12 protein-coding genes are annotated in these 12,795 nt (G+C 70.1%); 4 read left to right on the forward strand and 8 right to left on the reverse strand.

The features are described 5' to 3' along the window. Positions 1-37 precede the first annotated feature (37 nt). Genes OG289_RS25895 through OG289_RS25905 form a run of 3 tightly spaced genes read left to right on the forward strand, consistent with a single transcriptional unit; the run spans position 38 to position 2,959 of the window. A complete protein-coding gene (locus OG289_RS25895; protein WP_327316403.1) occupies positions 38-1,507 on the forward strand; it encodes an MFS transporter in 1,470 nt (489 codons plus the stop codon). 32 nt (positions 1,508-1,539) lie between these two features. Then, entirely contained in the window at positions 1,540-1,977 is a 438-nt protein-coding gene (locus tag OG289_RS25900; protein ID WP_327316404.1) for a DJ-1/PfpI family protein, read from the forward strand. Between the two features lie 43 nt (positions 1,978-2,020). Then, positions 2,021-2,959 (forward strand): beta-ketoacyl-ACP synthase III, encoded by a 939-nt coding sequence (locus OG289_RS25905; RefSeq protein ID WP_327316405.1) that lies wholly within the window; start codon positions 2,021-2,023, stop codon positions 2,957-2,959. A gap of 83 nt (positions 2,960-3,042) precedes the next feature. On the opposite strand, the gene OG289_RS25910 is transcribed toward OG289_RS25905, so the two are convergent. Both OG289_RS25910 and OG289_RS25915 read right to left on the reverse strand, forming a co-directional pair. After that, on the reverse strand, positions 3,043-3,405 hold the full coding sequence (locus OG289_RS25910) for a hypothetical protein (protein WP_327316406.1): 363 nt from the start codon (positions 3,403-3,405) through the stop codon (positions 3,043-3,045). After that, positions 3,389-3,673, reverse strand: coding sequence for a hypothetical protein (locus OG289_RS25915; RefSeq protein ID WP_327316407.1), 285 nt, complete (start codon positions 3,671-3,673; stop codon positions 3,389-3,391). The genes OG289_RS25910 and OG289_RS25915 overlap by 17 nt, the downstream gene beginning before the upstream one ends. Positions 3,674-3,848: 175 nt before the next feature. Here OG289_RS25915 and OG289_RS25920 point away from each other — a divergent pair, with 175 nt between their 5' ends. Next, positions 3,849-5,060: a cytochrome P450 gene (locus OG289_RS25920; RefSeq protein ID WP_327316408.1), complete on the forward strand. Its 1,212-nt coding sequence runs from the start codon at positions 3,849-3,851 to the stop codon at positions 5,058-5,060. Positions 5,061-5,107: 47 nt separating this feature from the next. Here OG289_RS25920 and OG289_RS25925 read toward each other — a convergent pair whose 3' ends face one another. The 6 genes from OG289_RS25925 to OG289_RS25950 all read right to left on the reverse strand — a co-directional run bounded on the left by OG289_RS25925 (position 5,108) and on the right by OG289_RS25950 (position 12,771). Next, the gene (locus OG289_RS25925) at positions 5,108-5,527 is read right to left on the reverse strand and encodes a lysophospholipid acyltransferase family protein (protein WP_442818953.1); all 420 of its coding nucleotides are present in this window, start codon (positions 5,525-5,527) and stop codon (positions 5,108-5,110) included. 91 nt (positions 5,528-5,618) lie between these two features. Beyond that, complete coding sequence (locus OG289_RS25930; protein WP_327316409.1) at positions 5,619-6,422, reverse strand: AfsR/SARP family transcriptional regulator; 804 nt, start codon at positions 6,420-6,422, stop codon at positions 5,619-5,621. A 250-nt stretch (positions 6,423-6,672) separates the two neighbouring features. Beyond that, the gene (locus OG289_RS25935; RefSeq protein WP_327316410.1) at positions 6,673-8,898 is read right to left on the reverse strand and encodes an FAD/NAD(P)-binding protein; all 2,226 of its coding nucleotides are present in this window, start codon (positions 8,896-8,898) and stop codon (positions 6,673-6,675) included. Between the two features lie 20 nt (positions 8,899-8,918). After that, a complete protein-coding gene (locus OG289_RS25940) occupies positions 8,919-10,097 on the reverse strand; it encodes a 2-aminoethylphosphonate aminotransferase (RefSeq protein WP_327316411.1) in 1,179 nt (392 codons plus the stop codon). Next, positions 10,094-11,227, reverse strand: a complete 1,134-nt coding sequence (gene aepY, locus OG289_RS25945) for a phosphonopyruvate decarboxylase (protein ID WP_327316412.1) — start codon at positions 11,225-11,227, stop codon at positions 10,094-10,096. The genes OG289_RS25940 and aepY overlap by 4 nt, the downstream gene beginning before the upstream one ends. Continuing rightward, a complete protein-coding gene (locus OG289_RS25950; protein ID WP_327316413.1) occupies positions 11,224-12,771 on the reverse strand; it encodes an isocitrate lyase/phosphoenolpyruvate mutase family protein in 1,548 nt (515 codons plus the stop codon). The genes aepY and OG289_RS25950 overlap by 4 nt, the downstream gene beginning before the upstream one ends. Positions 12,772-12,795 lie beyond the last annotated feature (24 nt).

Genomic DNA, 12,795 nt, shown 5'->3' on the forward strand with positions numbered 1-12,795 from the left:
CCCCCTCGCCCGCCGTCCTCCCACAGAAGCAGTGAGTATGAACCAGACTCAAGACGCAGACACGCCGCCCCAGGAACCCGGCGGCGGACAGATATTGCCGGCACTCGTGCTGTCCATGCTGGCCTTCAGCATGGTGCAGACCGCGGTGGTGCCGATCCTCCCCTCCCTCGCCATGGGCGTGCACGTCTCCAGCGGCACGGTCGCCTGGCTGATGACCGCCAACCTGCTCGCGGCCGCGGTGCTCACCCCGCTGCTGGGGCGCTTCGGTGACCTCTACGGCCGCAAAACGATGTTGCTGGTCTCGCTCGGCGGCCTGGCGCTGGGGTCGGTGCTCGCGGTGAGCACCGAGTCGTTCGCCTGGCTTGTGGTGGCCCGCGTCCTGCAGGGCGCGGGTGGCGGTGTCTTCCCGCTGGCCATCAGCGTGGTGCGCAACCAGCTCCCGCCGCACAGGATCCCGGGCGGCATCGGGGCTGTCAGCGCCGCGATGGGCATCGGCAGCGCCCTCGGCCTGGTGGTCACCGGTCTGCTGATGGAGCAGTGGAGCTACAAGTCCGTCTTCTGGGCCGGACTGCTCATCGGCCTCGTCGCCATCGCCTGGTCCGTGGTGGGCATCCCCAAGGACGTGGTAACCGATCACACCGTCAAGGTGGACCCGCTGGGTGCCCTCACGCTGACCGGGTGGCTCTGCGCCCTGCTGCTCGCCGTCAGCCAGGGCAACAACTGGGGTTGGGGTTCCGGCCGGATCGTCGGCCTCTTCGTCGCGGCCGTGGTGATCGCGGCCGTGTGGGCCGTCATCGAACTGAAGGTGCAGCACCCCCTGGTGAGCATCCGGATGCTCGTGAGCCCCGTCGTGGCCATCACCAACGTGGCAGGTGCGGTGGTCGGGTTCGGCATGTACGGGTGCTTCATGGTGATCAGCAACTTCGCCCAGACACCGGAGAAGATCGCGCACTACGGATTCAGCGCCGACGTCCTGCACGCCGGCGTGATGCTGCTGCCTTCCGCCATCGGCAGCATGACGGCTGCGCCGGTCGGCGCGAAGCTGATCGCCGCACGAGGCCCGCGGATCCCCCTCTCACTGGGCGGACTGCTCGCAGCGGTGGCGATGGGCTTCCTCGCCGTGGTGAACGGGCACCCGGTCGACCTCTATCTCGCCGCCGCGGTGTTCGGTTTCGGCGTCGGCCTTGCTTACACGGCCATGCCGGCCGCCATCAATTCCGCTGTCCCGATCGAGCAGAGCGGCATCGCCAATGGCATGAACGCGGTGTTCCGTACGGTAGGAGGCGCTGTAGGAACGGCTGTCCTCGGCTCCACCCTGGCCAGTGACACCATCGAGGGCTTGCCGCTGCCCACCTTGGGTGCTTATCAAGAAGCGTTCTGGATCACCTCGATCGGCTGCTTCGTCGCCGCGGTGGCCTCTCTTGCGATCCGCACCTCCGTCAGCCCGGTGAACTCAGGGAAGTCCGCTGTGCAGCAAAGCGACCCGACCGAGGAAACCGTCGCCTGACGTGTTCCGGTCCGAGCCGTCGGGCGCAGCGGATGCACCCCGGGCAGATATTCCTCTTCGAGGGTGTTCAGAGCCTGAGTTCTACCGGCCCAGCCGAGGTTTTCGACACAGCGAATTCGATGATGGATTCTCAGCCCAGGTACGCCGTACGTACGGCCACCATCGATGGCGCACCGGTGCGAACGTCCAGCGGGCTGACCGTCGTGCCGGACAGCACCGGCAAGGACGTGGCTGATATCGGCACCTTGGTCGTCCCTGGTGGTGACGCCCCTCCGTCGCTGGAGCCAAGCGGCATCACCGAGATCGCCGCGATGGCGCATCGCTCCGAGCGGGTGGCGTCAATCTGCACCGGGGCTTTTGTCCTTGCCCGGGCCGGCCTTCTCGACGGCCTTTCCGGTGTCGATCCGGCACTCGTTCTCGGTGGCCGATCAACTCTCCCTCCCACACGGCCGGCATCCGAAAACGGCTAGTGTGACGGCAAGTCAATCACCAGTGCAGCAGGAGGACTTCACCATGACCGGGTCTCGCCTCGTGGGCCTAGGCCACTACCAGCCACAGAAGGTGCTCACCAATGACGTCCTGGCGGAGATGGTCGACACCAGTGACGAGTGGATCCGCAGCCGCGTCGGCATCCGTACCAGGCATGTGGCGGAGGCAGAGGAATCGGTGGCGGACATGGCGGCGGAAGCCGCTCAGAAAGCCCTCGCCAATGCAGGCTTGACCAGTACGGAGATCGATCTCGTCATCGTCGCGACCTGCACGTCCCACGATCGTTCTCCCAATGTGGCAGCGCGTGTTGCGAGCCGGCTCGGCATCGCGGCGCCTGCGGCGCTGGACGTCAACACGGCCTGCTCCGGTTTCCCGCACGCCCTGGCCATGGCTGACCTGGCCATCAAGGGCGGCTCCGCGAAGAAGGCCCTGGTGATCGGGGTCGAGAAGCTCACGGACTTCGTGGACTGGTCCGACCGCAGTACCTGCGTGCTGGTCGGCGACGGAGCGGGTGCCGTCGTCGTCGCCGAGGCCGAGACCGCCGAGATCAGTCCCGTGGTCTGGGGATCCGTCCCCGAGATGGGCAGGGCTGTGCTCATCGAGGGCAAGTCGGGCACCTTCTCCCAGGAGGGCCAGTCCGTGTACCGCTGGGCGACGACCGCTCTGCCGGACATCGCCCGGACAGTGTGCGAGCGCGCCGGCGTCAAGCCGGCGGAACTCGGTGGTGTCATCCTGCACCAGGCCAATCTCCGGATCGTCGAGCCGGTCGCCAGGAAGATCGGCGCGGTGAACGCGGTCATCGCGCGGGACGTCGTGGACTCCGGCAACACCTCGGCCGCGAGCATCCCGCTGGCGTTCTCCAAGCTGGTGGAACGGGGAGAACTGACCCCGGGGTCACCCGTGCTGCTCTTCGGGTTCGGCGGCGGCCTGTCGTACGCCGGCCAGGTCGTCCGGTGCCCGTGACGGGTGAACCCATGACCCGGCCAGGGAGCGGGACCAGCCCGTACCCGTGGTTGCCCACCGTACGCCGGACGGGGGTGGTGCCTTTACGGACCCGGTTGGTGGTGGCACCCCACTCGGGCGCCGGGCCGAACTCGTCGCTCCCTCTTCCTCTTCTCGACGCCGTACCGGCGGAGGCCGTGGTCGTCGGGCTCTGCCTCCCCGGCCGCGAACGCGGGTTCGGCGAACCGCCCGGCTGTGGACGCGGCGATGTCCTTCGCGGTGTCCACGAGGAGCTGATGGACCGAGATCCGCTGCCGACCGCGTGCCTCGGACACCGCCTCGACGCACTGCCGGCCGCCCGGATCGCCGCGCTGCGGGGTGAGAGCCGCGTTGCAGTGATCGCGAGCGGTCGGCTGCCGGGGGCGGGAGAAACGCCCGGTGCACAGCGCGTCATCGGACACGGACACGGACCTGATCGAACTCCTGGTCAACGGCGGGGGCACGCCTGCGCATCCGCTGAACGATCCGCAGCTGCGAAGACGGCTGCTTCAGGTGCTCCGGGCCGATCTGGAGCTCGCTCGGGAAGCTGTCCGGGACTTCGAAGAAGTCCACGTGAGAGTGCCGCTCTTCGTCCTGGGCGGGGATGCGGATGATCCGGCGCCGGCGCAGAGGTTGCCGTTGCGGGCCGCCCGCACCACGGACGTCTGCGAGCTCGAGCTGCTGCCCGGAGGGCATTTCACACCCTTCATGAGCAAAACCGTGAACACGTCGGGCTCTCCTTACGCGCGCGCTGGAGAGGCATCGGACGGCGTGAGGACCCCGTGCGTCATGGTCGCGGCACACCAGCGACGGACCGCCGGCTGAACAACCGAACCTTGTCTGACAAACCTGTGCGGAAAGGAAGACAACGATGTCCACATTGACCCGCGTGGCGGATCTCCACCCCATCGACGGGGATGCCGCCGTTTGCACCGGCCCGGCGTGGCAGTGGCTCCCCGGGCTGACACGGGGGCACCGCGCCGTCCGGTGGGGCTCCGCCGTCGTCCTGACGACGTATGCCGACTGCCGGGCCGCCTTGTCGGACAAGAGATTCGGCAACGGCCTCCGGGCTGAGATCGGCGCCATGCAGGACATCGACCCGCAGTTCGTCGCGCGGCGCCGGCAGTCGCTGCTCCTCGAGGAGGGTGAGCGGCACACACGGCTGCGCCGACTGGCGATTCCCGCCCTGCGGCCCCGCAACTTCGACCGTTTCCGGCCCGCGATGATCCAGGTCGTCGACGAGTTGGTGGACCGCGTCCAGGAGCGCGGACGATGCGACGCGGTCGTCGACATCTGCAACCCGTTGCCCATTTCGGTGATTTGCTGGGTTCTGGGCATCCCGCGGGAGGAAGCGGCGTTCTTCGCCGAGGTGGCCGAGGCGTCGACCGCCGTGTTCTCCGGGGATCCGAGCACCGTACCGGCGGCCATGGCGGCCACCGAGAAGATCGACTCCTACATCGAGGACCTGATCGAGCGGCGGCGTTCGGATCCGGGCAGCGACCTGATCACGGACCTCCTCGCGGCAACCGAGTCCGAGGACAGGAACGTGTCGAACACGGACGTGATGACGGTCATCACGTCGTTGATCGTCGGCGGCACCGACACCACGCGGAACCAGCTCGCCATCGCGCTCCACTGCTTCGCCGAGCGTCCTGATGACTGGGAGCGGCTCGGCAAGGAGCCAGAGCTGGTGCCGAACGCCGTCGAGGAAGTCGTCCGCTACGCCCCGACGGCGTACACGATGAAGCGCGTCACCAACGAGGATGTGGACCTCGACGGGTTGTGGCTCCCCCGCGGCACCCCCGTCATGGTCATGTCCACCCTCGCCAACCGCGACCCCGGCGCCTTCACCGATCCCGAACGCTTCGACATCGGCCGGGAGTTCCGGCACCCTCACATGGGGTTCGGCTGGGGGCTGCGCAGCTGCGTCGGGTCGGTACTGGCGCGAGCCGAGCTCAGCGAGGCGCTGACCGTTCTCTCCCGGCGGCTGACCGGTCTGGCGCTCGACGGCGAGACCCTGTGGAGCCGACCCGACACCATTCAAGGCCCGGTGATCCTGCCCCTGCGCTTCGACGCGGCGTAGCGGCTTGCCGCGGCCGACCCGAGCATGACCCTCGTCGGCCGGACTGCTCAGGCCCTCGGGACAGGCGCTGTCGCATGGTCGTGGGCACGCTCCTGTCCCGAGAGGCCCCCGATCGCCCCGATGATCTCGTCGGCGACGAACCGGCGGACCTGCGCGGGGCGCATACCGATGTCGAGGCCGGCGCAATGCAGCGGTCTGCCGAACTCCACGGTGATGCGGTGGTGACGGGGCAGTCGCCGGCCGACCGGCTGGAGTCGGTCAGTACCGGTCAGCGCCACGGGCACCACCGGGGCTCCCGTCGTGAGGGCGAGCCACGCGACACCGGTCCGCCCGCGGTGGAGCCGGCCGTCGAGAGAGCGGGTTCCCTCGGGATGGATACCGAAGGTTCGGCCCTCGCCCAGGACGCGTTCAGCCGCCTGAAGGTGATCGACCGGACGGACGCCCTGAACCATCCGCGGACAGGGCATCCGATCGGTCCCGGTACATCTCTGACCCAAAAGCCGGCGGCCTTCTGTCAGGGCCGGTCAGGGCCCTGACAGAAGGCCGCATGCGGCATGGTCATCGCAAGGAGAATTGGGCGTCGGCGACGCCGCGGTCAGCACCGGATTCAAGCCAGGAATCGCGAGCGAGAATGGACCGCTGAATGTGCTGCAGCTGCGGTCCCGGCTCGAGGCCCAGCTCCTCGACCAGAATCCCGCGAATTCGGTCGAAGGTTCGCAGTGCGTCCGCGGTGCGGCCACTGCGGTACAGGGAGATCATGAGATAGCCGTAGGTCGCCTCCCAGGCCGGATGCGCCTCGATCAGCGAGTAGAGCTCGCAGATCAGCTCGTGATGACGGCCCAGGTCCAGTTCCAGCTGGAGCCGGCGCTCGTGGGCGTAGACACGCTTCTCGTCGAGCAGCCGGCAGACACCCGCGAAAGCGGGCATGTCACGGAAGTCCGCCAATGCCGGGCCGCGCCAGAGGTCGACGGCAGAGCTCAGCGCGGCGGACGCCGCTTCGAGCTCACCGTGGCTTTGCAGGTTGCGGGCCTCTGCGAGGTGCGCCTCGAACAGGTTGAGGTCGAGGGAGGAGTGCGGGAGCCGCAGTTCGTAGCCGGTCGACTGGGTGGTGAGGACGGAGGCGTCGAGGCCCAGTTCACGAAAGCGGCTTCGCAGGTTGCAGACATAGACGTGGAGTGCGGTGTGAGCGCTCTGCGGCGGCGTGCCCGACCAGATCGCGTTGATGAGCCGTTCCGGGGAGACTGCTGTCATATTGTTGACGCAGAGATAGGCCAGTAAAGCGCGGTTTTTCGGCGCCCAAGGCCTGACACTTTCACCGTTGGATTTTTCTATTCCGAGCGGACCCAGAATGCGAAAAAGCATACCCAAACACCCCCGTGTCTTGGACGAGGCAGGGGGAGGCCCCCGCCGCATGCGCTTCATCGTCAACGATTCTGCGGCGGCGGGCAAGCGCTTTGAGGTTCACCTGAGGTTACGGCCGGTGATGATGTGGCAGAAAGAGGGGATTAAAGCGGATTTATCCCCCCGGTGATGTTTCAATATTCAACCTGAGATGACCGTGTGGTGAGTGTATGGTAAATCTTCCGTCGTCACCTCGCTGGATGGGCGATATTCACTGGGACCTCACAAGTGACTTCCAGAAACCGTCGAGCCAGACCAGGATGTCCCGCATGACGTAGTGGTCCGCGTCCGGGCGCAGCGCCGACAGCAGAAACGAGCGCGCCCCCTCCGCCGGCGCCCCCATGACCGTGATGCGGGTCTCCACGTCGCCGTCCGTGCGCAGGGGATGGAACTGCGGGGTGAGGTCCAGACCGCCGGGCGCGAAGTCCGTGGCACCCGCGCCGTCCGCACCGTGGTTGCGCCACAGGCGTACCAGTCCACGGTCCTGAAGGTTGCGGTACAGGGGTCGTACGTCCAGGCGCGGGTCGAAGGGATGCATGCGGGCCTCGACCAGCACGTCCAGGACGCGTCGCGCACCCGTGTGCGGCCCCACCACGACCGTGCGGCCGCTCGACTCCTCGTAGCTCACCCGGGCGTCCGGGCCGGTGCCCACATCCAGCAGCCCGTGCTCGATGAGCGCGGTGATCTTCTCCATGACCTCCGGCGCGGCCCCGTTGGCCAGCCGGTTGTGCCGGCTGGTGTGCCCGCGCAGGAACGCCCGCTGGGAGGCCGCGGTCACCCCGGCGTCGTCCACCGCGTAGGAGATGACCGACCGCAGATCGCGCCACACTCCGTCGGAGGCGGCCTTGTGCGGATTGCACAGGTTGCCCTGACGGGCCCATGCCTGGTCGCGGATCATGAACTCCAGCAGCTCCGCCCGGTACTCGGCAGGGGAGCCCGCCGGGCCGACCGGGCCTACGGCCGCCCGCCAGTCGAACCGATTCCCGTCGAGTTCGGTGTCCAGGGACCACGGCGAGTCCCGGCCATCGAGGACTGCGGCCGGCGGCAGCGAACGGTCCAGGCAACGCCGGACCTCGTACTGCACCGAGGGCCCGTACACCGTCCGCACCCAGTGCAGCAGCATGTCTTTGACCGACCACACGACCGTCTTCTGGGCGTCGAACAGCGCCTGCTCGCCGCGCAGCACCGGCAGCAGGGTCCGCACGATGTCGTCCACGGCCGCGTCCAGCGCCGGCAGCAGGCAGTCCTCGCCGCCGGGCCGCGCACCGGCCAGGAAGGCGAGGTAGGACGGCATCGCGCGCTGCGTCAGCGGCAGTGCCGCACTCGGTCCGAGCAGCGTCACGTAGTGCAGGTGGGCCATCTCCGCCACCACCAGCGGCAGGACGTCCCGGTCGAAGTCGAGCTGCGGCCGGGTGCGGTCCGGCGTGGGGTACGGCTGCCCGCAGTTCGCCCGGAGCAGGTCCACTGCCTGGTTGGTCAGGAACATACCGAGGTGGTCGCCGGAGCCGTCGCCCGGCTTGTGGTTGTCGGGCCGGGCGAAGGTGAACAGCCCGGAACCGCTGAACGCGACGATCGCGGCGGGTTCGGCACCGCCGGCCCGGTACACCAGCCCGCGCCCGGGTTCCTCGTGGAAGCTCCCGCCCCGCCCCTCGGTCAGGTGCAGGATCGTGTCGATGGCGGTGAGGCCCATGCCGGCACAGCCGACCACGTCCGTCGGCCCGACCGTGTCCGGGCCGAGCAGCTCGTTCAACGGGTACGGGTGCGGCACATGCGAGGCGCCGCCGCGGGCCGCCGCCCCGGCCAGCCGGCGTCCCTGCGGGGACAGCCCCGGATCGTGGTACGAGTGCCCGGTGAGCAGCAGCACCTCGTCGGCCGGATAGCGAGTGCCGTCCGCCGTGACGAGCCGCAGTTCGGCACCGACGGGCTCGATGTCCACGATCTCCGCGTGGTGCAGGTGGAGGTCGGCACCGGGGTGCCGGCGCAGGTCGTCGGCGAACGCCCGGAACATGTCGCTCAGCGCCAGGCCGTGCACATATCGCCGGGGCCAGTCCTGCGGACACAGGTCGAAGTCCGGGTGCCCGGTCTCGGCGTAGCGGCGGCGGCACCACTCGTGCAGGGTCGGCCGCTCCTCCCGCGGCCGCAGCGGGCCGGCACCCGAAACGGTCTCGTCGGCGGCGAAACTCACCTGGCAGCCGATGCGGTTGAGGTAGCTGGTGCGGGCCTGCCCGGCACTGTGGGCCTGGCCGGCCCCGAACTCCCCGGTGCGCTCGAAGACCCGCACCTCCAGCCCGCGGCCCGAGAGCCGGCCGATCGTCGCCGACAGCCTCTCGACGACGTACGTGGCCCTGGGCCCGCCGCCGACCAGAGCGAGCCGGTACGGGCGGCCCGGCGCGGTCGGGTGAGCCGGGTTCGGCGGCTCGGAGTGTGTGGTGGTCACTCGTACCCCATTCAGCGATGTCAGGCGTGTTGTCGGCCGAGTCGGCCGGCAGCCGGATCGGCGAGCCGTTCATGGTCCGCGCCCCGCGGGACGTCCGCGAGCACAGCCAGGAAGCGGTCGATGTCGGCGGCGGTGATCCGGCCCATCGTCGACAGCCGCCAGTGGTCCGCGGCCAGCCGCTCCTGAGCCCGGTAGATGACGAACCCGGCGGCGCGCATGGCCTGGTGGAGTTCCTCGTAACCGGTCCCGGCGGGCAGGCGCAGCGCGGTCAGCCCCACCGCGCGCTGCCCGGGCGGCAGCAGCAGTTCGAGGCCGAGAGCCTCCAGGCCCGCGCGCAGCCGCTCGGCCAGCGCGGCATAGCGGGCGTGCCGGGCCTCCTGCCCTTCGGCGAGGGCCAGGTCGAGCGCCGCCTCGAAGGCGTAGCAGGCCGGAATGCCAGGGGTGAAGGCGGGCAGGCCGGACTTCTCCTGGGCCGTGTAGTGCCGGTGCAGGTCCAGGTAGTAGGTGCGGTTCGGGTGGTCGGCCAGCCGCTCGAACGCCGTTCTGGCGGCGCTGACGAAGGCCAGTCCGGGCGCGCCCTCAAGGCATTTGTTGGCCGATCCGCACAGCCAGTCGACACCGTCCCCGGCCAGCGAGATCCGTTCGGCGCCGACACTGCTGACGGCGTCCACGATCACCTCGCGGCCGAGCTCGTGGGCGATCCGGGCCACGGCGGCGACGTCGTTGAGCATGCCGGTACTGGTCTCGTGCTGCACCATGCCCACATGGGTCAGCCCGGGGTCGGCGGCCAGGGCCTGCTCGACCCGGGCCGGGTCGACAGGCGTGGCCCAGCCCAACTCCAGCCGGTGGGTGCGGATGCCGTACGCGGTGGCGATGTGCTCGAACCGTTCGCCGTAGTGGCCGTTGTCGACGACGAGCAGCCCGGCGTCCGGCGGGACGGCCGAGCCGATTGCCGCCTCCACGGCCGAGGTTCCGGACCCGGTGAGGAGCACCGAGGTGTGCGCGTCGCCGCCGCCGGCCACCAGGGTCGTCTTGTGCCGGATGCGGGCGAGCAGGTCGGCGAACTCCGGTTCCCGGTGGCACAGGTCGGGGCCGGCGAGCGCGGCGCGGACCCGCTCGTCGAGGACGACCGGTCCGGGGTTCATCAGGACCAGCTGTTCGGCGGCATCGGCCGCGAGGAAGGACAGGGGAGTGGTCACCGGGCGAGCACCTCCATGAAACGGGCCGCCGACTGCGGCGGGCGGAGCGCGGGCCGGCCCAGCGCGGGGTCCGAACCCGGTCTGATCCGGACCCGGACCAGCTGGGCGCCGCCCTCGGCCTGGGCGCTGCGCACCGTGGTGTGCAGCTGCTCCGCGTCCGACACGTCGTACGTGGCGCGGTAGCCGCTCGCGGCGGCGACGGCGCAGAAGTCCACGCCCGCCGACGCGGTCGGCTGGCCTCCGGTGGATTCGTAGGACTCGTTGTCGAGAAGGATGTGGCACAGGCCCGTACGGGTCTGGCGGCCGATCGCCGCCATGGCCTCCAGGCGCATCAGCGCGGCGCCGTCGCCGTCGAGAACCGCGACCGGCCGGCTGGGCGACGCGTGCATCGCCACGCCGAGGGCAACGCTGGAGGCGCAGCCCATGGAGCCGACGACGTACAGGTTCTCCGGCCGGTCGAAGTCGCGTTCCAGCTCGCGGGCGGTCTTGCCGGTGGTGGCGACCAGCAGGGTCGCCGGGTCCATGGCCTCGACGACCCGGCGGATCGCCTCGGACCGCAGCATGAGGTGTGCGCGCGGGTCCGGCGCGCCGGCCGCGGCTGCCGGGCGGGGGGCGATGGCTCCCTTGGGCACGATGAAGGCGAACGGCATGCCGGTGGCGGCCATGTGCGCGAGCGCGCCGTCCAGACGGTCGCCGAGCTCCGGGAGGGTCTGCGGAAGCAGTTCGTTGCGGATGCCCATCGAGCTGAGCATCCCGGGGGTGATCGCGCCCATCAGCTCGTGCTGCGGCTCGTCCGGCTGTCCGGGGCGGCCACGCCAGGTGACCAGGAGCAGGACCGGCAGCCGCAGGGTGTGGCACAGCGAGGTGAGGGGGTTGACAGCGTTGCCGAGTCCGGAGTTCTGGAGGATGACCACCGGGCTGCGGCCGGCCAGCCGGGCACCTGCCGCGATGGACACCGCCTCGCCCTCGTTGGCGCAGATGACGTAGTCCTCGGGATGTTCCGCCTCCAGGCAGCTGATGACCGGCCCCAGGAACGAGCAGGGCACACCGGTGAACGGCCCGAGGCCGCGTTCCTTGAGCAGCGCCACGACACCGTCCGCGGCGAGCTGTGCGGGGATCGTGGTGCTCAACGTCCCGCCTCCGGTGCCGCGAACAGCGCGGCGGCCCGCTCGGCGTCGTCGGCGGTGCGCAGTTCCAGCCAGCCGGAGGCGATCTCGACCGCGCGGACCCGCAGGCCGACGGCGAGCAGATCCGCGATCAGGTCGCCCAGGGAGGCCGGGGCGGCGTCGGCGCGCCGCTTCTCGGCCGCGGCGCGCAGCGCGGCGAAGCCCTGTGGGGAGAAGACGGCAGCTCCCGCGAACTCCGCGTCGGAGTCCGGATCGCCGGTGCCCACGACCTCACCGGCCCCGCCCTGTGCGACCCTGCGGCCGCCCTCTGCCACGGAGCTGAGCGCCAGCGGCAGCCCGTCGTCCCGCCGTGGTGTGGCCGACACGTCCGCCAGGACGGCGACATCGGCGTCGGCCGCCGCGAGCAGCCGCAGCGGCTCGGCCTCGACGAGCGCGTCGCCGCAGACGACCAGGGTGGGGCCGTGGTGGGCCTCGGTGAGGCCGAGCAGCGCCTCCACGACCGACGGCTCGCCTCGCGCGCCGGTGACCGTGATGTCGTCGGCGCCGGAGCGGCGCAGGGCCGTGGTGCGCTGGTCCTGCAGGGACGGGGGCGTGGTGTCGGCGGGCCCGGGGAGCACGACCGCGCGGGGACGGGTCTCGTACGAGGTGATGAACTCCGCCTCGTTCCGCTTCTGTTCGGCCATGCCCTGGAGGTCGAAGACGGTGGCCAAGGGGGCGATGCGGTCCTCGATGCCGGTGGTGCGGTCGTCCCGCAGGATCGACGCGAAGGTGTCGGTCATGGCCGTGATGCCGGCCCGCAGACCGTGGTTGGCGTAGATGACCATCTTCGCGCCGGCCGCGGCGAGTTCGGTCGCCGTGATGGTGTGGTACGTCGTCGGGACCACCACCACCGGCGTCGGCAACGTCCACTGGGCGAGGAAGTCCAGGATCGGCTCCGGCGAGGATCCCTTGGCGTGGATCAGCACGGCGTCGGCGCCCGCCCGGGCGTAGGCCTCTCCGCGGGAGAGTGCCTCGTCCATGCCCCAGCCCGCGATCAGCGCCTCGATCCGGGCGATGACCATCAGGTCGGGGGTGCGCTGCGCGGCCTTGGCCGCGGCCAGCTTGCCGCAGAACTCCCCCACGGGGGCGAGCTCCTGACGGCCCGGGATGAAGCTGTTGACCTTCGGGAACCGCTTGTCCTCGATCGAGACGGCGGCGATGCCGGCCGCCTCGTAGCGGCGGATCATGTGCATCACGTTGTGCGCGTTGCCGTACCCGGCGTCACAGTCGGCCACCACCGGTACGTCGACCGCGGCGGCCAGCGAGGAGGCCACGGCCAGTAGTTCGCTCATCGTGAGGATGTCGGTGTCCGGTACGCCCTGGGAGGCCGACACCTCCAGACCGCTCGACCAGACGCCGTCGAATCCGGCGCGTTGGGCGAGCCGTGCCCCCAGCGGATTGTGGGCGCCGGCCAGGCGCACCGCCCCGGGACGGGCGAACAGCTCGCGCAGCCGGTGCGCCCCGGAGATCCCGGACGCCCGATGGATTTCCGTAGTTGCAGCACCCATGCCGAATTCTCCTTGCGGGTAAGG

Source organism: Streptomyces sp. NBC_01235 (assembly GCF_035989285.1).
Classification (GTDB): domain Bacteria; phylum Actinomycetota; class Actinomycetes; order Streptomycetales; family Streptomycetaceae; genus Streptomyces.

Excerpts from the sequence above, each read along its gene's own strand:
- OG289_RS25895 (WP_327316403.1), top strand. The coding sequence starts at position 38 with ATGAACCAGACTCAAGACGCAGACACGCCGCCCCAGGAACCCGGCGGC.
- OG289_RS25900 (WP_327316404.1), top strand. The coding sequence starts at position 1,540 with ATGCACCCCGGGCAGATATTCCTCTTCGAGGGTGTTCAGAGCCTGAGT.
- OG289_RS25905 (WP_327316405.1), top strand. The coding sequence starts at position 2,021 with ATGACCGGGTCTCGCCTCGTGGGCCTAGGCCACTACCAGCCACAGAAG.
- OG289_RS25915 (WP_327316407.1), bottom strand. The coding sequence starts at position 3,673 with ATGCCCTCCGGGCAGCAGCTCGAGCTCGCAGACGTCCGTGGTGCGGGC.
- OG289_RS25920 (WP_327316408.1), top strand. The coding sequence starts at position 3,849 with ATGTCCACATTGACCCGCGTGGCGGATCTCCACCCCATCGACGGGGAT.
- OG289_RS25925 (WP_442818953.1), bottom strand. The coding sequence starts at position 5,527 with ATGCCCTGTCCGCGGATGGTTCAGGGCGTCCGTCCGGTCGATCACCTT.
- OG289_RS25930 (WP_327316409.1), bottom strand. The coding sequence starts at position 6,422 with ATGCTTTTTCGCATTCTGGGTCCGCTCGGAATAGAAAAATCCAACGGT.
- OG289_RS25950 (WP_327316413.1), bottom strand. The coding sequence starts at position 12,771 with ATGGGTGCTGCAACTACGGAAATCCATCGGGCGTCCGGGATCTCCGGG.